Raw genomic sequence first — 18,278 nt, 5'->3', positions numbered from 1 at the left:
TGCACCTGCGGTTCGCCGCTGAGTAGGGTCCTGAATTCAAGGCAAGCACGGATCGGTCCGCGGGGACGACCGATTAGCCGGATTAGCCCCCGCAGTGGGGAAATTGACGGGATGTCCGCTGACGCGGGCAAGCGTGAGGGGGAGACGACCGGTGCACGCACGAGTGCCGCAGGTGGCGGGATTCGCCCGCTGGCCGCACGAGAATTCGGCGAAGCAGACGGGGAAGGCGCTGCGCGAGCGGCTGCCGCGGACGGCGTTCGGCCGCCCCGGGGGATGGACCTGGCAGGACAGGGGCGGCTCCGTTTCCGGCAGGGCCGCCGCGGTCGCCGCCGTCGAGGAGTCCAACGCGGGCCGAATACCCGAACTCATCCCGCTGCGGGTCGGGCGGATGGCGGCGAGCCCCTTCGCCTTCCTGCGCGGCTCGGCCGGGCTGATGGCCGCCGACCTCGCCGACAGCCCGGTGACCGGCATCGCCGCCCAGATCTGCGGGGACGCGCACGCCGCGAACTTCGGGCTCTACGGTGACGCCCGCGGCGGCCTGGTCATGGACATCAACGACTTCGACGAGACCGTCCGCGGCCCCTGGGAGTGGGACCTGCTGCGGCTCGCGACCTCGCTGGTGCTGGCCGGGCGGGAGGCCGGCGCGGCCGACGACATCTGCCGGGCGTCGGCGTACGACGCGGTGGGCGCGTACCGGCGGACCATGCGGCTGCTGGCGAAGCTCCCGGTGCACGAGGCGTGGAGCGCCATCGCCGACGAGCAGCTGGTCGCGCACGCCGGGGCCCGCGACCTGGCCGGGACGCTGGACCAGGTGTCGGCGAAGGCCCGGCGCAACACCAGCGCGAAATTCGCGGCGCGCTCCACCGAGCCGATCGAGGGCGGCGCGCGGCGCTTCACCGACGCCCCGCCGGTGCTGCGGCGGATCCCGGACGCGGAGGCCGCGGCGGTGGCGGGCGCGCTGGACGGCTATCTGCGGACGGTCGGCGAGGACCGGCTGCCGCTGCTGGCGCGTTACGCCGTGCACGATGTCGCCTTCCGGGTGGTCGGCACGGGCAGCGTGGGCACCCGGTCGTACGTGGTGCTGCTGCTCGACCACCTGGGCGAGCCGCTGGTGCTCCAGGTCAAGGAGGCCCGCGCGTCGGCGCTGCCGGCCCACGCCGCCAAGGCCGGCTTCCCCGCCGAACCGGTGGACCACGAGGGCCGCAGGGTGGTGCTTGGCCAGAAGCGCATGCAGGTCGTCAGCGACTTCCTGCTCGGCTGGACCGAGGTGGACGGTGTGCCGTACCAGGTGCGGCAGTTCAGGAACCGCAAGGGGAGCGTGGACCCGGCGACGCTGCCGTCCGGGCTGCTCGACGACTACGGCCGGATGACGGGCGCGCTGCTGGCCAGGGCCCACGCGCACAGCGCGGATCCACGGCTGGTGACGGGCTACTGCGGCAAGAACGAGGAGCTGGACGAGGCGATGGCGGCCTTCGCGGTGGCCTACGCCGACAGGACCGAGGCCGACCACGCCGATCTGCTGGCCGCGGTACGGGCCGGGCGGCTGCCCGCGGACTTCGAGGGCCGGCCGGAACCTGCTGACCGGCCGAGGCCCGCGGCTGCCGGCCGGTACCAGGAGTGGGCCTCCTGCGGCCCGGTGATCGGCCCGATCTCCGGGACAGGGCCTAGGCTGTCCGGGTGACGAACACCTTCGGAACCGAGTCCGCCGCCGAGTCCGCCGCCGCCGCGGCGTCCGTTCCTGGTTCGCAGGAGCGGCTGGCGGCGGCGGTGCGCGCGGCCGAGCAGGCGCTGATCGAGTTCGAGATCGCCGTGGAGACCTTCCGGGTCGAGGTGGAGAATTTCTCCCGGCTGCACCACCAGCGGCTCGGCCCGATGTACGCGCGGCTGGACGAGCTGGACGCGCTGGTCGCGGAAGCCGTCGCGGCCCACAGCGGCGACCGGGCGGACATCGAGCGGGCCTGGGAGGCGCGCGCGCTGGTCATGCCCATGCCGGGGGTGGAGGAGCTGTTCGGCGGGCTGCTGGGCTCCGACGGCGTACGCCCGGTGGAGGACCCGAACCCGCCGCGCCGGGTCCGGCCCGGCAAGGAGGCCCAGCGGCTCTACCGCGAGCTGGCCCGCAAGGCGCACCCCGACCTCGCCCAGGACGACGAGGAGAAGGAGCGGCGCAGCGCCTTCATCTCCCGGGTCAACGAGGCCTACGCCTACGCCGACGAGGACGCGCTGCGCGCCCTGTCCGCCGAGTGGGACGCAGGGCCGGTGCCGCTGGCCGACCTGCCCGGCGAGGCCGAGGTGCTGTACGCCCGGCTGGAGTGGCTGGCCGACCGCAAGGAGAAGCTGTCGGCCATCGCCGCGGAGCTGGACGAGAGCGCGATCGGGCAGATGATGCGGCTCGCCCCGGACGACCCGGACGCGCTTCTCAACGAGATCGCCGAGCAGCTGCTCACCCAGGTCGCCCAGCGCGAGGCCAGGCTGGCGGAACTGGTCCGGGACACCTCGGGCGGTTGAGGTAGCTTTTGCCAGGTCGCCCGCGCGTCCCGCGGGCGTCGCAAGTCAGCGGTCCCGCCGGCGCGCGGACCGCGTACCCCGTGTCCCCAGGAGGCCGCGCCCGATGTTCCGTTCCCAGCTGCCCGCGGTGGACGCCACCGCCGTACCGGCCGACGCGGTCCTGCTCGACGTCCGGGAGAACGACGAGTGGGCCGCGGGGCACGCGGAAGGCGCGCTGCACATCCCGATGGGCGAGGTCGTCGCCCGGATCGGTGAGCTGCCCGAGGACGGCCTGATCCATGTCGTCTGCCGGGTCGGCGGCCGGTCCGCGCAGGTCACGCAGTACCTGATCGGCCAGGGCAGGGACGCCGTCAACGTCAGCGGCGGCATGCTCGACTGGGAGGCCGCCGGCCGCCCGGTCGTCACCGGCGACGGCGCAGACGGCTACGTCCTCTGAGTCCTCCGGCGTGACCGGCGGGTCCCTCCCGCCGGTCGCGTTCGCCGGTCAGGGGTCAGGGGTCAGGGGTCAGGCGTCGAAGTCGACCTCGACGACCGGTGTGACCGGGTGCGACTGGCAGGCCAGGACGTAGCCCGCCTCGGTCTCCTCGGGCTCCAGCGCGTAATTGCGGTCCATCCGCACCTCGCCCGACACCAGCCGGGTCCTGCACGTCCCGCACACCCCGCCCTTGCAGGCGTAAGGCGCGTCGGACCGGTTGCGCAGCACCGTCTCCAGCACGCTCTCGCCGTCCGCCGAGGCCCAGCTACCGGCGCGGCCGTCCAGCGTGGCCCGGACCGTACCGCCGCCGGGTATCGTCGCCGTCGCGCGATCGCGGGCGGGCGCCTCGTCCACGTGGAAGATCTCCTGGTGGACCCGGGAGCGCGGCACGCCCAGCGCCCGCAGCGCCCGCTCGGCCGCACTGACGAGCCCCAGCGGCCCGCACAGATACCAGCCGTCGACCGCCGCGACCGGCAGCAGCGCGGGGAGCAGCAGCGCCAGCCGGTCCGCGTCCAGCCGCCCGGCCGGCAGCCCCGCCTGCTGCTCCTCGCGGGACAGCGCGGGCACCAGCTGGAAGCGATCGGGCCAGCGGTCCTTCAGGTCGGCGACCTCGTCGAGGAACATCGTGGACGCGGCGGTGCGGTCGCTGCGCACCAGGCAGAAGGTCGCCCCCGGCTCGCGGTCGAGCACGCTGGCGATCTGGGAGAGCACCGGGGTGATCCCGCTGCCGCCGACGACCGCGGCGAAGCGGCCGGGCCGCGGCTCCAGCACGAACCGCCCGGCGGGCGTCATCACGTCCAGCACGTCCCCGGCGGCCAGCTCCTTGAAGGCGTAGCCGGAGAATTCCCCGGACTCCACCAGCCGCACCCCCACCCGCAGCGTGCTCGGCCCCGGGCCCGGCGCGGCGGGGACCGGGTCGCACAGCGAATACGTGCGGCGGATCTCGGCGCCGTCCACCCGGCGGCGGACGGCGATGTGCTGGCCCGGCGCGTACCGGTACGCGGGCCGCAGCTCCTCGGGGACCTCGAAGGCGATGGTCACCGAGTCGTCGGTGAGCGGCCGGACCTCGGCCACCCGCAGCGGATGGAACATTCACACCTCCTTGAAGTGGTCGAACGGTTCGCGGCAGGACTCGCAGCGGCGCAGCGCCTTGCACGCGGTGGACGAGAAGCGGCTCAGCAGCACGGTGTCGGTGGAACCGCAGTGCGGGCAGCGCACCGCCAGATCCACGGCCACCGGCTGCGGTCGGCCGCCGGTGGCGGCCGTACGGGCGGCGCCCGCGCCGGGGCGGGGCGGGGCGACCCCGTGCTCGGCGAGCTTGCGACGGCCCTCGGGGCTGATCGCGTCGGTGGTCCAGGCCGGTGCGAGGACGGTCCGCACCGAGACCTCGGACATGCCGTGCTCGGTGAGCACCCTGGTGATGTCGGTGGCCATCGTGTCCAGGGCGGGGCATCCGGTCCAGGTCGGGGTCAGCTCCACCCGCACCCTGCCTGGTCCCGTGACCTCTATGCCGCGCAGCACGCCCAGCTCGGCGAGCGATATCACCGGCAGCTCCGGGTCCGGTACCTCGCCGACCAGCCGCAGCAGCTCCTCCTCCAGCGCGCTCGCGGTCACCATGTCGCCCCCGGGTGCGCGCGGTGCAGGTACTGCATCTCGGCCAGCAGCCGTCCGAACGCCTCGGTGTGGACGCCCTGCCGGCCCGCTCCCGCCGCCCACGGGGTGCGGTCCGCCCCCTGCGGCAGGTCGAGGGCGGCCCGCCGGACCGTGTCCGCGACCCGTGCGAGCCACGGCGCGCGCAGGGCGGGCAGGTCCACCGCGAGTCCTTCGAGCGGTTCGAACAGCTCGCCGGTGTACCGCCACAGGTCCTCCAGGGCGCGCTGCATCCTGCGGTGGCTCTCCGCGGTGCCGTCGCCGAGCCGCAGCGTCCACTGCTCGGCGTGGTCGCGGTGGTAGGCCACTTCCTTGACCGCCTTGGCGGCCAGCGGCGCGAGGTCGCTGGCGCCGTCCGCGAGCGCGGCGTAGAGCAGCTCCTGGTAGACCGAGAAGTACAGCTGGCGGGCGATGGTGTCGGCGAAGTCGCCGTTGGGCCGCTCCACCAGCTGCACGTTGCGGAATTCGTGCGGCTCGCGGCGGAAGGCCAGCTCGTCCTCGTCGCCGGTCAGCGAGAGCAGGGTGCGGGCCTGGCCGAGCAGGTCGAGGGCGATGTTGGTGAGGGCGACGTCCTCCTCCAGCACGGGGGCGTCCCCGGCCCACTCCCCCAGCCGCTGGGCCAGCACGAGCGCGTCGTCGCCGAGCGCGAGGGCGGCGGTCACAGGTGCTTCACCCCTTCCGGGATCGCGTAGAACGTCGGATGGCGGTAGGGCTTGTCGGCGGCGGGCTCGAAGAACGGGTCCTTCTCGTCGGGGGAGGAGGCGGTGACCGCGGTGGACGGCACCACCCAGATCGACACGCCCTCCGCCCGCCGGGTGTAGAGGTCCCGCGCATTGCGCAGGGCCATCTCGGCGTCGGGCGCGTGCAGGCTGCCCGCGTGGGTGTGGCTCAGTCCGCGCCGGCTGCGGACGAAGACCTCCCACAGCGGCCACTCGCCGCCCGGCTGCTGCTGCCCGCTCATACCTGTCCCTCCCGCTGTCCCGCGGCGCCGCTGTCCGCGGTGTGCCCGGTGGCGCTGTGCTTGGCGGCGTAGGCGGCGGCCGCGTCCCTGACCCAGGCGCCGTTCTCGTGGGCGGTGCGGCGGCGCTCCAGCCTTTCCCGGTTGCACGGCCCGTTGCCGCGCAGCACGTCCTGGAATTCGGCCCAGTCGATCGGACCGTGGTCGTACCCGCCGCGTGCCTCGTTCCACCGCAGGCCGGGGTCGGGGAGGGTCAGGCCGAGGACTTCGGCCTGCGGGACGCATATGTCCACGAAGCGCCGCCGCAGTTCGTCATTGGAATGGCGCTTGATGCGCCAGGCCATGGACTGGGCCGAGTGCGACGACTCGTCGTCCGGCGGGCCGAACATCATCAGCGAGGGCCACCACCAGCGATTCACCGCGTCCTGCGCCATCTCGTGCTGGGCGGGGGTGCCGCGGCTGAGGGTGAGCAGCAGTTCGTACCCCTGCCGCTGGTGGAAGGACTCCTCCTTGCAGATCCGCACCATCGCCCGGGCGTACGGGCCGTAGGAGCAGCGGCACAGCGGCACCTGGTTGGTGATCGCGGCGCCGTCGACCAGCCAGCCGATCGCGCCGACGTCGGCCCAGGTCAGGGTGGGGTAGTTGAAGATGGACGAATAGCGCTGGCGGCCGGCGTGCAGCTTGTCGAGCAGTTCGTCCCGGCTCACGCCGAGGGTCTCGGCGGCGCTGTAGAGATACAGCCCGTGCCCGGCCTCGTCCTGGACCTTGGCCATCAGGATCGCCTTGCGCCGCAGCGAGGGCGCCCGGGTGATCCAGTTGGCCTCGGGCTGCATGCCGATGATTTCCGAGTGGGCGTGCTGGGCCATCTGGCGGACGAGGGTGTCGCGGTAGGCGTCCGGCATCCAGTCCCGCGGTTCGATCCGCACCTCGTCGGCCACCGCCGCGTCGAAGGCCGCGGCCAGCGCGGCCAGTGCCTCCTGGCCGGCCGCCGGTCCGCCGGACCGCGGTGTCCCGCCCGGTGCCGTCGTGTCCTTGGCGGTCGTCGTCGCCTGTGCCGTTGTCGTCATGCGGACCCCTCCTCTGCCCGGTCGAGCCGTCATCGGTCGACCGGACAACCGGCCGGCCGGACCAGCCGACCGACCGATCGTTCGGTCCATTCCATGGTCGGTGGCTCGCCGTGGGGGTGTCAAGCCATTCCGTCACCTGTGGATAACTCGGTAAGGTCACCGCCGGACCCCCGGGTGGGTAGCGTGCTGCCCGGCAGGCGTGCCCGGCGCGGAGAGCGGAGAGACGATGCAGTCAGTGCAGGGGGCATCGCCCCAGGTGGCGACGTTGTCGCTGCCCGCCCGAATAGCGGTGGCCGTGACCGTGGGCGTGGTCGCGGTGGGAGCGCTCCTCCACCTCGGCATGGTGTTCCTGCATGTCGCGCCGTCGAACACGCTCAGCAAACAGCACGCCACGGCGGTCAACGACTACATCTACCCGGAGTTCGAGCAGAACTGGAAGCTCTTCGCGCCCGACCCGGTGCAGCAGAACAATCACGTGCAGGCCCGCGCGGAGGTCCGCAAGCAGGACGGCAGCACCCAGACCACCGGCTGGGTGGACATGACGGCGATCGACGTGGCGGACATGCGGCACAACCTGCTGCCCAGCCACACCGAGCAGAACGAGCTGCGCCGGGCCTGGAGCTACTACACCGACACGCACAACGACCAGAACCAGCCGACCGCGGGCAACGGCAGCGACCTGAGCAGCGCGTATCTGCAGAACATCCTCGCGAAACGCCTCGGCCCCACGCTCAACGGCGGCACGGTCGTCCGCATCCAGGCCAGAGCCGCCACCACCGCGGTCGCCAGGCCGTCCTGGAGCGGTGAGTCGATCGACACCACCACCCAATACCGGGAGCTGCCGTGGTGGACCGTCACCACCGCGCCGGCAGGGCAGGAGAAGACCTCGTGAGCGACCCCCGCACCCCGGCCGCGCACGCCGAGGACCCCGCCGACTCCACGGATACCGCCGGCATGGCTGACGCAGCCCTCGGCAGCCACGCCCAGGCCGCCTCGCCCTTCGCCGGGCTCGGCCGCGCGCTCGACCGGGGCATGGCCCAGGGCCTGGCCAGGGTCACCGGCAGCGCGCTGGCCCCCTACCAGGCCGCGATCGTACGGATCGGCTTCGCGCTGACCTGGCTGGCCTTCCTGCTGCGGGAGTGGCCGCACCGCTCCGAGCTGTACGGCCCGGACAGCGCGTGGAGCTTCGACCTGGCCAAGCGGCTGGTCGCCGGGAACCACGCCTTCACCGCGCTGCTGTGGAGCGACAGCCGCGGCTGGTTCGAGCTGGTCTACGCGGTGGCCGTCGTCAGCAGCGCCATGCTGCTGGTGGGCTGGCGCACCAGGACCGCGTCGGTGCTCTTCATGATCGGTGTGCTCTCGCTGCAGAACCGCAGCGTCTTCATGGGCGACGGCGGCGACAACGTCGTCCATCTGATGGCGATCTACCTGGTCTTCACCCGCTGCGGGCAGGTCTGGTCGCTCGACCGGCGCCTCGCGGCCCGTGCCGAGGCCAAGGCGCGGGCCGCCGCGGCGAGCGGGCCCGACGCGGCCGACGACGGCCTGGCCGTCCGCGGCCCCGGCATCGATCCGGCGGGGATCGCGCTGTGGACGCTGCTGGGCGCCGCCCTGGTGGTGGCCACCGCGATGGACAAGCTCAGCACCGAGTGGGAAGTGGCCCTGTGGGCGGGGCTGCTGATCCAGGCGCTGTGGTGGGCGGTACGGCGTTACGCGCCGGGTGAGCCGCGCACGGTGCTCGACATCATGACCAACGTGATCCACAACGGCGCCATGCTGGTGATCGTCGTGGAGGTCTGCCTGATCTACTCCACGGCCGGCTGGTACAAGATCCAGGGCAGCCGCTGGGAGGACGGCACCGCGCTCTACTATCCGCTGCACCTGGACGACTTCACCCCGTGGCCCGGCCTGTCGCACGCCCTGGCGGGCAATTCGCTGATGGTCATGCTGATCACCTACGGCACGGTCATGGTGCAGGTCGCCTTCCCCTTCACCCTCTTCAACCGCCGGGTGAAGAACGTGCTGCTGGTGGCGATGATGCTGGAGCACGCCTCGATCGCGATCGTGCTGGGCCTGCCCTTCTTCTCGCTGGCGATGATCGCCGCCGACGCCGTCTTCCTGCCCACCGGCTTCCTGCGCTGGCTGGGCGGGCGGATCGCACAGCTGCTGCGGGGGCCCGTGACACCGCCGAAGGCCCCGGCGGTGCCCGGGCAGCGGCCGGCGGACGGGAACGACGGGCAACCCGCGGCAGGACCGCCGCCCACCGACGCCCTGACCTGACCCGGCCTCGTACGCCGGCCTACGGCGAGCCCCGCCGTAGGCTGGCGCCATGAGCGACGAGCAGGCCGTACTCCGGCCGACCGGGGCGGGGTCAGCCCTGCGGCGGTGGCACGAGCGCGCCGCGGACCCGGACACGGTCGTGCTCGACGGCTTCCACGCCCTCAAGCACGCCCTGCGCTTCGGCGCCGACGTCCATGTGGCGGTCAGCAGTGACAAGGACGCCGTGCTGCGGCTCGCCGCCGACCTCGCACCCGACCTGACCGCGGACCTTGCGGAGCGCGTCAGCGAGATCCCGGCCGCCGCGCTGCGCGAACTGGTCACCCGCGTCCACCCCACCGCGGTGGCCGCGCTCGCCGCCCGGCCCGCACGGGACGGGGGTACGGCCGCGCTGGCCGCGCTGCCCCGGCGGGCGCCCGTCGTGGTCCTGGACCGCCCCCGCAACCTCGGCAATGTCGGGGCGGTGATCAGGCTCGCCGCCGGCTTCGGCGTCACCGGCGTCGTCACCACCGGCGACCTGGACCCCTGGCACCCCAACGCCGTACGGGCCGGCGCCGGGCTGCACTATGCGACGGCCGTGGAGCGTACGACCCCGGACGGGCTGCCGCCGGGGCCGCTGCACGTCCTCGACCCGGAGGGCGAGGACATCCGCGCCGCCGAGCTGCCGGACGACGCGCTGATCGTCTTCGGCTCGGAACGGCACGGCGTGTCGGACGAACTGCGCGCCCGGGCCACGGCACTGGTCTCGCTGCCGATGCGGCCCCAGGTGTCGAGCTACAACCTGGCCACCAGCGTCGGTATGACGCTCTATCACTGGTCGGCCACCTCCGGCTCCCCGCTGGTCCCCGGACGTCCCTGACCTGACCTCCCGCGGGGCGGCCGGTCAGGCCGGCCGGCGCACCTCCACCGTCCGGAACCGGCCGGCGACGAAGGCCCCGTCGCACAACGCCGCATTGGCCGCGGGATTGCCGCCGGAGCCGTGGAAGTCGGAGAAGGCGGCGGTCTGGTTGACGTACACCCCGCCGGTCAGATTGAGCGACAGCTGCGCGCACTCCTCCAGGCAGACCTCCTCCAACTGTTCCGCCACCTCGGCCGAGACGGTGTAGCCGCCCACCGTCATGGCGCCGTGGTCGCGGATCGTCCGGCGCAGCAGCTCCAGCGCGGCGGCGGTGGAGTCGACGGCCACGGCGAAGGCGACCGGACCGAAGCACTCGGCCATGAACGCCGCCTCCGCGTCCGGCTTGGCGGCGTCCAGCCTGACCAGGGCCGGGGTGCGGACGACCGCGTCGGGGAAGTCGGGATGGGCCACCTCGCGCGAGGCCAGCGCGACCTCGCCCATACCGGGGGCGGCGTCCAGCCGTGCCTTGACGTCCGGATTGACCAGTGCGCCGAGCAGGGCGTTGGCCCGGGTGTCGTCGCCGAGCAGCTGCTCCATCGCGGCGGCGAGGTCGGCGACCACCTCGTCGTACGTCCGCGGTCCGGCCTCCGTGCCGATGCCGTCCCGGGGAATCAGCAGATTCTGCGGGGTGGTGCACATCTGGCCGCTGTACAGCGACAGGGAGAAGGCCAGGTTGGACAGCATGCCGCGGTAGTCGTCGGTGGAGTCCACCACCACCGTGTTGACCCCGGCCTTCTCGGTGAAGACCTGCGCCTGGCGGGCGTTGGCCTCCAGCCAGTCGCCGAAGGCGGTCGATCCGGTGTAGTCGACGATGCGGACCTCGGGGCGCACCGCAAGCGTCTTGGCCAGGCCCTCGCCCGGCCGGTCGACGGCGAGGCAGACCAGGTCGGGCGAGAAGCCCGCCTCGGCCAGGACGTCACGGGCCGCGCCGACGGTCAGCGCGAGCGGCAGTACGGCCCGCGGGTGCGGCTTGACCAGCACCGCATTGCCGGTGGCCAGCGACGCGAAGAGGCCCGGATAGCCGTTCCAGGTGGGGAAGGTGTTGCAGCCGATCACCAGGCCGATGCCGCGCGGCACGGCGGTGAAGGACTTCTGCAGATGCAGCGGATCCCGCTTGCCCTGCGGCTTCACCCATTCTGCGGTGCCGGGGGTGCGCATCTGCTCGGCGTACGCATACGCCACCGCCTCAAGGCCGCGGTCCTGCGCGTGCGGGCCGCCCGCCTGGAAGGCCATCGTGAAGGCCTGGCCCGAGGTGTGCATCACCGCGAGCGCGAACTCGTGCGTCCGCGCATTGATCCGGGCCAGGATCTCCAGGCACACCATGGCGCGTGCCTCGGGTCCCGCGTCCCGCCAGGCGGGCATCGCGGCCCGCATCACGGGCAGCAGCACATCGGGATCCGGGTGCGGATACTGCACGCCCAGCTCCTGGCCGTACGGCGAGCGCTCGTCGCCGGTCCACTCGTCGGTGCCCGGCTGCGCGGTCGCGAAGGCGAAGCGGTGGCCGAGCTGCGCCTCGAAGGCGGCCCTGCCCTGGTCGGCGTCGGGATACGCCTTGGGGTGCTCGGGGTAGGGCGACCAGTAGGCGCGCGTCCTGATGGTGTCCAGCGCCGTGTCGAGGGTGCCGCGATGGCGCTCGGCCAGGGACTGGGTGGAGAGATCGGCGGACAATGGGACCAACTCCTCGTCGAGCTGGGCTGCGTGGAGGGGACACCGCTAGATTAACCGAATGTTCGGTCGGGACAAGGGCGCAAAACCCGACCTGTGGAAAAGTCCGCCGGAGCCGCGCCAGGCCCGGCAGGAACCGGCCAGCACCGGCAGGGAGTCGTGGACAGCGTGACCGCACTTGACCGCAACAGCACTGTGGCCGTCGTCGGCGTCGGCACCATGGGCCAGGGGATCGCGCAGGTCGCGCTGCTCGCCGGCCACCGGGTGCTGCTCCACGACGCCGTCCCCGGCCGCGCCCAGGTCGCGGCAGACGGCGTGGCGGGCCGCCTCGACCGGCTGGTCGGCAAGGGCCGGATCGGCGCGACCGACGTCAAGGACGCGCTGGCCCGGCTCATTCCCGCGGAGAGCAGCGCCGATCTGGCCGGGGCCGCGCTGGTCGTGGAGGCCGTCGTGGAGGACCTGGTCGTCAAGCAGGCGCTGTTCGCCGAGATGGAGGCGGTCGTCGGCGACGACTGCCTGCTGGCGACCAACACCTCCTCGCTGCCGGTGACCGCCGTCGCGGGCGCGCTGCGGCTGCCGGGGCGGCTGGTCGGCCTGCACTTCTTCAACCCGGCCCCGCTGCTGCCGCTGGTCGAGGTGGTCGCCGGTGCCGCCACCGACGCTTCGGCCGTCGCCACCGCCTGCGACACGGCCGAAGCCTGGGGCAAGACGCCGGTGCGCTGCACCGACACCCCCGGTTTCCTGGTCAACCGCATCGCCCGCCCCTTCTACGCCGAGGCCCTGCGGGTGTACGAGGAGCGCGCCGCCGATCCCGCGACCATCGACGCGGTCCTGCGTGAATGCGGCGGCTTCGCCATGGGTCCTTTCGAGCTGACCGACCTGATCGGCCAGGACGTCAACGAGGCGGTCACCCGGTCGGTCTGGGAGGCCTTCTTCCACGACCCGAAATTCACCCCGTCGCTGGCCCAGCGCCGGCTGGTCGAGTCCGGGCGGCTCGGCCGCAAGACCGGCCGCGGCTGGTTCGACTACGCCCGGGACGCGGGCGGCGCGGGCACCGTGGGGCAACCGGCGCCGCACACCGCGGAGCCCGCGCTCGCGCCGCCGTACATCGTGGTGCGCGGCGACCTCGGCCCCGCGGGGGCGCTGCCCGGGCTCGCCCGCGAGGCCGGGATCGAGGTCCGTGAGGAGGAGCCGGCCGGGTCCGGCGTGATCGCGCTGCCCGACGGCACCCCGCTGCGGCTGGCCGACGGACACCCCATGCCCAAGCCGGGGATCCGCTTCGACCTCGCCCTGGACTACCGCACCGCTTCCCGTATCGCCGTCGCCCCCTGCGACGGGGTGCATGCCGACGTCGTGGACACGGCGGTGGGATTCTTCCAGGCGCTGGGCAAGGAGGTCAGCGTCATCGGCGATGTGCCCGGTCTGATCGTGGCGCGGACGGTCGCGATGCTGGCCGATCTCGCGACCGACGCCGTCTCCCGGCAGATCGCCTCCGCCCAGGACGTCGACACCGCGATGCGGCTGGGCGTGAACTATCCGCTGGGTCCGCTGGAATGGTGCGAGCGGATTTCCGCGGCCTATGTGCGGGATCTCCTGGACGTACTGCACCTGAGCTGTCCCACCGGACGCTACGCACCCTGCCGGGAGCTGAGGCGGCGTGCGGACGCGGCCGGAGGTGTGATCTCCTCATGACCATGCCGAAGCGCGACACCTATACGCCGGATTCGCTGCTCGCCGTGGCCGTGGAGGTCTTCAACGAGCGCGGCTACGACGGCACGTCCATGGAGGACCTCTCGCGCGCGGCGGGAATCTCGAAATCCTCGATCTACCACCATGTGCGGGGCAAGGAGGAATTGCTCAACAGGGCGGTGGGCCGGGCGCTCGACGGACTGTTCGGCATCCTCGACCAGCCAGGGGCCGGGGACGGTCCCGCGGTGCGGCGGCTGGAGTACGTCATCCGGCGCACGGCCGTCGTGCTCATGGACGAACTCCCCTACGTCACCCTGCTGCTGCGGGTGCGGGGGAACACCACGACCGAGCGGTGGGCGATGGAGCGCCGCAGGGAGTTCGACCAGCGGGTCGCGGAACTGCTGAAGTCGGCCGTGGCGGAGGGCGATCTGCGGGCGGACGTCGAGGTGAGGCTGGCCACCAGGCTGTTGTTCGGGATGATCAACTCGATAGTGGAGTGGTACCGCCCGGCGGCGAAGGGGGCGCTGGACCGCGAGCAGGTCGCCGACGCCGTGGTGCGGCTGGCGTTCGACGGGCTGCGTGCGTAGAGCGCGTCCGCACCGGGCCCGCCGGCGCCCGTTTATTGGTCCAGACTCTTGCCCCGACCGTCGGTCACCGGCGCCATCCAGCCGTGTCCGCGGCCGACCGGTCGTCTGCCCGGGGCCAGGGCTTCGGCCGCCTGTCACCCGGACAGGCGAACCCGCACGGTGCGGCTGGTCGGCGCGTCCCAAAGCCGCGCACACCCGTCCGCACGCCGGTCCCGGTCAGTTCCCGACCACCAGGTCGGTCTCCTCGAAGACCAGCAGTGTCCGGCTGCTGAGCACTTCCTCGATCGACTGCAGCCGGGTGAGCACCAGCTCGCGCAGGCTGCGGTTGTCGACGGTGTGCACCAGGAGCAGTACGTCGAAATCGCCGCTCACCAGCGCGATGTGGACGACACCCGGAAGGGTGACGAGTTTCTCCCGTACCGTCCGCCAGGAATTCTGGACGATCTTGAGGGTGATGTACGCCGAGGCGCCGTGCCCCGCCCGCTCGTGGTCCACCCGGGCGGTGAAACCTCGGATCACCCCGTCGTCGATGAGCCGGTTGATCCGGGCGTAGGCGTTCGCCCTGGACACGTGCACCCGCTCGGCGACCGACCGTATCGAGGCCCTGCCGTCCTCCTGAAGCAGCCGCAGGATCGTGCGGTCTATCGGGTCCAGAGGTCGGACCGTCGGCTCCTCGTCGGCCATCTGTTCTCTCGCCATCCCCCGCAAGCTCCCTACCATGGACGTACTGGCTCCATCTCAGGCTGTGCAGAACCGTTTGTCCACAGGCGGAACCACCCCGTAGCCAAAATGCCTCCGGCGACCGAACAATCGGTAGGGAGAGCGGAACCCGCTCGCGCTACCGATTGCTCTGGTCACCGACCACAAGGAGGTGCTCGCGATGACCGTGCTGGACACCCCCGCCTGGCGGCCACGCGCCGACGCCGCGCCGCTGCTGCCCGACCCGGAGCCGTACCGGCTGCTCGGCACCCCCGCCGCCGCGGACCTGGACCCCGCGCTGCTCGGCAGGCTGTACGCGCAGCTTGTCCGCGGCCGCCGCTACAACCGGCAGGCCACCGCCCTGACCAAGCAGGGCCGGCTGGCCGTCTACCCGTCCAGCACCGGCCAGGAGGCCTGCGAGATCGCCGCTGCTCTCGCACTGCGGCCCGACGACTGGCTCTTCCCCAGCTACCGCGACACCCTCGCCGTCGTCGCCCGCGGGGTCGACCCCGTCGAGGCGCTGACACTGCTGCGCGGCGACTGGCACACCGGCTACGACTCCCGCGAGCACCGGGTCGCACCGCTCAGCACCCCGCTGGCCACCCAGCTGCCGCACGCCGTCGGCCTCGCGCACGCCGCCCGGCTCAGCGGTGACGCGGTGGCCGCGCTCGCCATGGTCGGCGACGGCGGCACCAGCGAGGGCGACTTCCACGAGGCGCTCAATTTCGCGGCCGTCTGGCGCGCCCCCGTGGTCTTCCTGGTGCAGAACAACGGCTTCGCCATCTCGGTGCCCCTTGCCAAGCAGACCGCCGCCCCCACCCTCGCCCACAAGGCGGTCGGCTACGGCATGCCGGGGCGGCTGGTGGACGGCAACGACGTGGCGGCGGTGCACCAGGTGCTCACCGAGGCGCTGCGCCGGGCACGCGAAGGCGGCGGCCCCACCCTGGTCGAGGCCGTCACCTACCGGATCGACGCGCACACCAACGCCGACGACGCCACCCGCTACCGCGAGGAGTCCGAGGTCGCGGCCTGGCTGGCGCACGACCCCGTCGAGCTGCTGGAAAGGGAGCTGACGGGCCGCGGACTGCTGGACGACGCCGACCGGCAGCGCGCACTGGACGACGCCGAGACGATGGCGGCCGACCTGCGCGAGCGGATGCACGAGGACCCGCAGCTCGACCCGATGGAGCTGTTCGCCCACGTCTATGCCGAGCCGACAGCGCAACTGCGGGCGCAGGCCGAGCAGTTGCGGGCCGAGATGGAAGCGGAGCGGCAGTCATGACCACCGCCGTCACGGCCGCGGACCGCGCCACCGCCCCCACCCGCAAACCCGCGACCATAGCGCAGGCGCTCAACCAGGCGCTGCGCGACGCCCTCGCCGCCGACCCCGCGGTGCACGTGATGGGCGAGGACGTCGGCGCCCTGGGCGGCGTCTTCCGCATCACCGACGGGCTGACCAGGGATTTCGGCGAGGACCGCTGCACCGACACCCCGCTCGCCGAGGCCGGCATCCTCGGCGCCGCCGTCGGCATGGCGATGTACGGGCTGCGCCCGGTGGTGGAGATGCAGTTCGACGCCTTCGCCTATCCGGCGTTCGAGCAGCTGGTCAGCCATGTCGCGCGGATGCGGAACCGCACCCGCGGGGCGCTGCCGATGCCCCTCACCGTACGGATCCCCTACGGCGGCGGCATCGGCGGCGTCGAGCACCACAGCGACTCCTCGGAGGCGTACTACCTGCACACCCCCGGCCTGCACGTGGTCACCCCGGCGACCGTCGAGGACGCCTACGGGCTGCTGCGGGCGGCCATCTCCTCCGACGACCCGGTGATCTTCCTTGAGCCGAAGCGGCTGTACTGGTCGAAGGCCGACTGGTCGCCGCAGGAGCCGACGGCCGTGGCGCCGATCGGGCGGGCCGTGGTGCGGCGAGCCGGGCGTACGGCGACGCTGATCACCTACGGCCCCTCGCTGCCGGTGTGCCTGGAGGCGGCGGAGGCGGCCAAGGAGGAGGGCTGGGATCTGGGCGTGGTCGATCTGCGCAGCCTGGTGCCCTTCGACGAGGAGACGGTCGCCGCGGCCGTCCGCGGCACCGGGCGGGCGGTCGTCGTCCACGAGTCGTCGGGCTTCGGCGGCGCGGGCGCGGAAATAGCGGCGCGCATCACCGAACGCTGCTTCCACCATCTGGAAGCGCCCGTCCTGCGGGTCGCCGGATTCGACATCCCCTACCCGCCGCCGATGCTCGAACGGCACCATCTGCCGGGCGTGGACCGCATCCTCGACGCGGTCGGCCGACTGCAGTGGGAGGAGGACTGATGGCCGTCGTGCGCGAATTCACCCTTCCCGACCTCGGGGAAGGGCTCACCGAGGCGGAGATCGTCCGCTGGCTGGTGCAGGTCGGCGAGGTGGTCGCGGTCGACCAGCCGGTGGTCGAGATGGAGACGGCCAAGGCGGTCGTCGAAGTGCCGTGCCCCTACGGCGGGGTGGTGACCGCCCGCTTCGGCGAGGAGGGCGACTCCCTCGCGGTGGGCCGCCCGCTGGTCACCGTCGCGGTCGGATCCGCCGCCGACGGCGCGCCGCCGGCCTCCCCGGACGGCGGCAGCGGTGACGCCGGCGCGAACGGACAGGGCTCGGGCAATGTCCTGGTCGGATACGGCACCGGCGGCGCCGTCGCGCAACGCCGGCAGCGTGTCCGGGCGGCGCGCCCCGCGGGCGGCGGCCCGGCAGCCAACGGCGCCACAGCGCCCGGGGGCGGCACGCCCGTCAACGGCGGTACGGCGGCCAGCGGCGGTACGGCGTCCGGTTCCGGCACGGCGGTCCGTCCCGGTACGGCAATCGGCGGTGGTGCGGCGACCAGCGGCGGTACGACGGCCGGCGACGGCCAGGCGGACCTCGACGCCGGGCCGGTGGCCGTCATCTCGCCGCTGGTCCGCAGGATCGCCCGGGAGCACGGCCTTGACCTGCGGCGGCTGGCCGGCAGCGGCCCCGAAGGGCTGATCCTGCGCTCCGACGTCGAGCGCGCGGTCGCCGCCCCGTCCCCGGCGGCCCCCGCAGCGGCCCCGGCGCTGTCCGGAGCGGCGGCGCAGGACGGCGCCGAGCGGGTGCCGCTGCGCGGGATACGCCGGACCGTCGCGGAGAAGCTGGCCCGCAGCCGCCGGGAGATCCCCGACGCCACCTGCTGGGTGGACGCCGACGCCACCGAACTGCTCGCCGCCCGGGCGGCGATGAACGCCTCGGGCGAACGGCGGATCTCCGTGCTCGCGCTGCTGGCCCGGGTGGTGACGGCCGCCCTGGCGCGCTACCCGGACCTCAACTCCACCGTGGACATGGAGAAGTCGGAGATCGTACGGCTGCCCGCCGTGCACCTCGGCTTCGCGGCGCAGACTGAACGCGGCCTCGTGGTGCCCGTGCTGCGGGACGCGCACACCATGACCACGACGGCGCTCGCGGCCGGGATCTCCCGGCTCACCGAGGCGGCCAGGACCGGGTCGCTGACGCCCGCGGACCTGACCGGCGGGACGTTCACGCTGAACAACTACGGGGTCTTCGGGGTCGACGGCTCCACGCCGATCATCAACCACCCCGAGGCCGCCATGCTCGGCGTCGGCCGGATCGCCGCCAAGCCGTGGGCGCACAACGGCGAACTGGCCGTACGGCAGGTGGTGCAGCTGTCGTTCACCTTCGACCACCGGGTGTGCGACGGCGGCACCGCGGGAGGATTCCTGCGGCTCGTGGCGGACTGCGTGGAGCAGCCCGCGGTGCTGCTCGCCGCGGTGTGAGCGGCGGACCCCCGGCCGAGCCCCGCGGCGGCCGGGGG

18 protein-coding genes are annotated in these 18,278 nt (G+C 73.1%); 11 read left to right on the top strand and 7 right to left on the bottom strand.

Annotated elements, in window-relative coordinates; translation table 11 throughout:
• The first annotated feature begins 103 nt into the window (after window positions 1–103).
• The 3 genes from OHA86_RS18570 (at window position 104) to OHA86_RS18560 (ending at window position 2,941) form a co-directional block, all read left to right on the top strand.
• A complete protein-coding gene (locus OHA86_RS18570) occupies window positions 104–1,681 on the top strand; it encodes a DUF2252 domain-containing protein (protein ID WP_443071764.1) in 1,578 nt (525 codons plus the stop codon).
• Complete coding sequence (locus OHA86_RS18565) at window positions 1,678–2,505, top strand: hypothetical protein (RefSeq protein WP_329176804.1); 828 nt, start codon at window positions 1,678–1,680, stop codon at window positions 2,503–2,505. Before OHA86_RS18570 ends, OHA86_RS18565 begins: the two co-directional genes overlap by 4 nt.
• A gap of 103 nt (window positions 2,506–2,608) precedes the next feature.
• Window positions 2,609–2,941: a rhodanese-like domain-containing protein gene (locus OHA86_RS18560; RefSeq protein WP_329176802.1), complete on the top strand. Its 333-nt coding sequence runs from the start codon at window positions 2,609–2,611 to the stop codon at window positions 2,939–2,941.
• 69 nt (window positions 2,942–3,010) lie between these two features.
• Here the strand turns inward: OHA86_RS18560 and OHA86_RS18555 are convergent, their stop codons facing one another.
• From OHA86_RS18555 to paaA, 5 genes are read right to left on the bottom strand one after another with little or no spacing between them, the layout of a single operon-like run.
• Window positions 3,011–4,072, bottom strand: coding sequence for a 2Fe-2S iron-sulfur cluster-binding protein (locus OHA86_RS18555; protein WP_329176800.1), 1,062 nt, complete (start codon window positions 4,070–4,072; stop codon window positions 3,011–3,013).
• Window positions 4,073–4,597: a 1,2-phenylacetyl-CoA epoxidase subunit PaaD gene (gene paaD / locus OHA86_RS18550; RefSeq protein ID WP_329176798.1), complete on the bottom strand. Its 525-nt coding sequence runs from the start codon at window positions 4,595–4,597 to the stop codon at window positions 4,073–4,075.
• A complete protein-coding gene (gene paaC / locus OHA86_RS18545) occupies window positions 4,591–5,292 on the bottom strand; it encodes a 1,2-phenylacetyl-CoA epoxidase subunit PaaC (protein ID WP_329176796.1) in 702 nt (233 codons plus the stop codon). Before paaC ends, paaD begins: the two co-directional genes overlap by 7 nt.
• On the bottom strand, window positions 5,289–5,591 hold the full coding sequence (gene paaB, locus OHA86_RS18540; RefSeq protein ID WP_329176794.1) for a 1,2-phenylacetyl-CoA epoxidase subunit PaaB: 303 nt from the start codon (window positions 5,589–5,591) through the stop codon (window positions 5,289–5,291). Before paaB ends, paaC begins: the two co-directional genes overlap by 4 nt.
• Window positions 5,588–6,655 (bottom strand): 1,2-phenylacetyl-CoA epoxidase subunit PaaA, encoded by a 1,068-nt coding sequence (gene paaA, locus OHA86_RS18535; RefSeq protein ID WP_329176792.1) that lies wholly within the window; start codon window positions 6,653–6,655, stop codon window positions 5,588–5,590. The genes paaB and paaA overlap by 4 nt, the downstream gene beginning before the upstream one ends.
• A gap of 226 nt (window positions 6,656–6,881) precedes the next feature.
• On the opposite strand from paaA, the gene OHA86_RS18530 reads away from it, so the two are divergent.
• From OHA86_RS18530 to OHA86_RS18520, 3 genes are all read left to right on the top strand, one after another.
• Window positions 6,882–7,547: a DUF5819 family protein gene (locus OHA86_RS18530; protein ID WP_329176790.1), complete on the top strand. Its 666-nt coding sequence runs from the start codon at window positions 6,882–6,884 to the stop codon at window positions 7,545–7,547.
• Window positions 7,548–7,687: 140 nt separating this feature from the next.
• Entirely contained in the window at window positions 7,688–8,932 is a 1,245-nt protein-coding gene (locus OHA86_RS18525; RefSeq protein ID WP_329182460.1) for an HTTM domain-containing protein, read from the top strand.
• 49 nt (window positions 8,933–8,981) lie between these two features.
• Window positions 8,982–9,788, top strand: a complete 807-nt coding sequence (locus tag OHA86_RS18520; protein ID WP_329176788.1) for a TrmH family RNA methyltransferase — start codon at window positions 8,982–8,984, stop codon at window positions 9,786–9,788.
• A gap of 24 nt (window positions 9,789–9,812) precedes the next feature.
• Here the strand turns inward: OHA86_RS18520 and paaN are convergent, their stop codons facing one another.
• Window positions 9,813–11,495 (bottom strand): phenylacetic acid degradation protein PaaN, encoded by a 1,683-nt coding sequence (paaN, locus tag OHA86_RS18515; protein ID WP_329176786.1) that lies wholly within the window; start codon window positions 11,493–11,495, stop codon window positions 9,813–9,815.
• Window positions 11,496–11,660: 165 nt separating this feature from the next.
• On the opposite strand from paaN, the gene OHA86_RS18510 reads away from it, so the two are divergent.
• Both OHA86_RS18510 and OHA86_RS18505 read left to right on the top strand, forming a co-directional pair.
• Window positions 11,661–13,184 (top strand): 3-hydroxyacyl-CoA dehydrogenase, encoded by a 1,524-nt coding sequence (locus OHA86_RS18510; RefSeq protein ID WP_329176784.1) that lies wholly within the window; start codon window positions 11,661–11,663, stop codon window positions 13,182–13,184.
• Window positions 13,181–13,768, top strand: a complete 588-nt coding sequence (locus OHA86_RS18505) for a TetR/AcrR family transcriptional regulator (protein ID WP_329176782.1) — start codon at window positions 13,181–13,183, stop codon at window positions 13,766–13,768. The genes OHA86_RS18510 and OHA86_RS18505 overlap by 4 nt, the downstream gene beginning before the upstream one ends.
• Window positions 13,769–13,984: 216 nt before the next feature.
• Here the strand turns inward: OHA86_RS18505 and OHA86_RS18500 are convergent, their stop codons facing one another.
• Entirely contained in the window at window positions 13,985–14,467 is a 483-nt protein-coding gene (locus tag OHA86_RS18500; RefSeq protein WP_329176781.1) for an Lrp/AsnC family transcriptional regulator, read from the bottom strand.
• A 181-nt stretch (window positions 14,468–14,648) separates the two neighbouring features.
• Here OHA86_RS18500 and pdhA point away from each other — a divergent pair, with 181 nt between their 5' ends.
• From pdhA to OHA86_RS18485, 3 genes are read left to right on the top strand one after another with little or no spacing between them, the layout of a single operon-like run.
• The gene (gene pdhA / locus OHA86_RS18495; protein ID WP_329176779.1) at window positions 14,649–15,749 is read left to right on the top strand and encodes a pyruvate dehydrogenase (acetyl-transferring) E1 component subunit alpha; all 1,101 of its coding nucleotides are present in this window, start codon (window positions 14,649–14,651) and stop codon (window positions 15,747–15,749) included.
• Complete coding sequence (locus tag OHA86_RS18490; protein WP_329176777.1) at window positions 15,746–16,777, top strand: alpha-ketoacid dehydrogenase subunit beta; 1,032 nt, start codon at window positions 15,746–15,748, stop codon at window positions 16,775–16,777. Before pdhA ends, OHA86_RS18490 begins: the two co-directional genes overlap by 4 nt.
• On the top strand, window positions 16,777–18,240 hold the full coding sequence (locus tag OHA86_RS18485; protein ID WP_329176775.1) for a dihydrolipoamide acetyltransferase family protein: 1,464 nt from the start codon (window positions 16,777–16,779) through the stop codon (window positions 18,238–18,240). The genes OHA86_RS18490 and OHA86_RS18485 overlap by 1 nt, the downstream gene beginning before the upstream one ends.
• The last annotated feature ends 38 nt before the right edge of the window (window positions 18,241–18,278 follow it).

Source organism: Streptomyces sp. NBC_01477 (assembly GCF_036227245.1).
In the GTDB taxonomy this organism is placed as follows: domain Bacteria; phylum Actinomycetota; class Actinomycetes; order Streptomycetales; family Streptomycetaceae; genus Actinacidiphila.
This window is presented reverse-complemented; position numbering and strand designations above follow the sequence as displayed.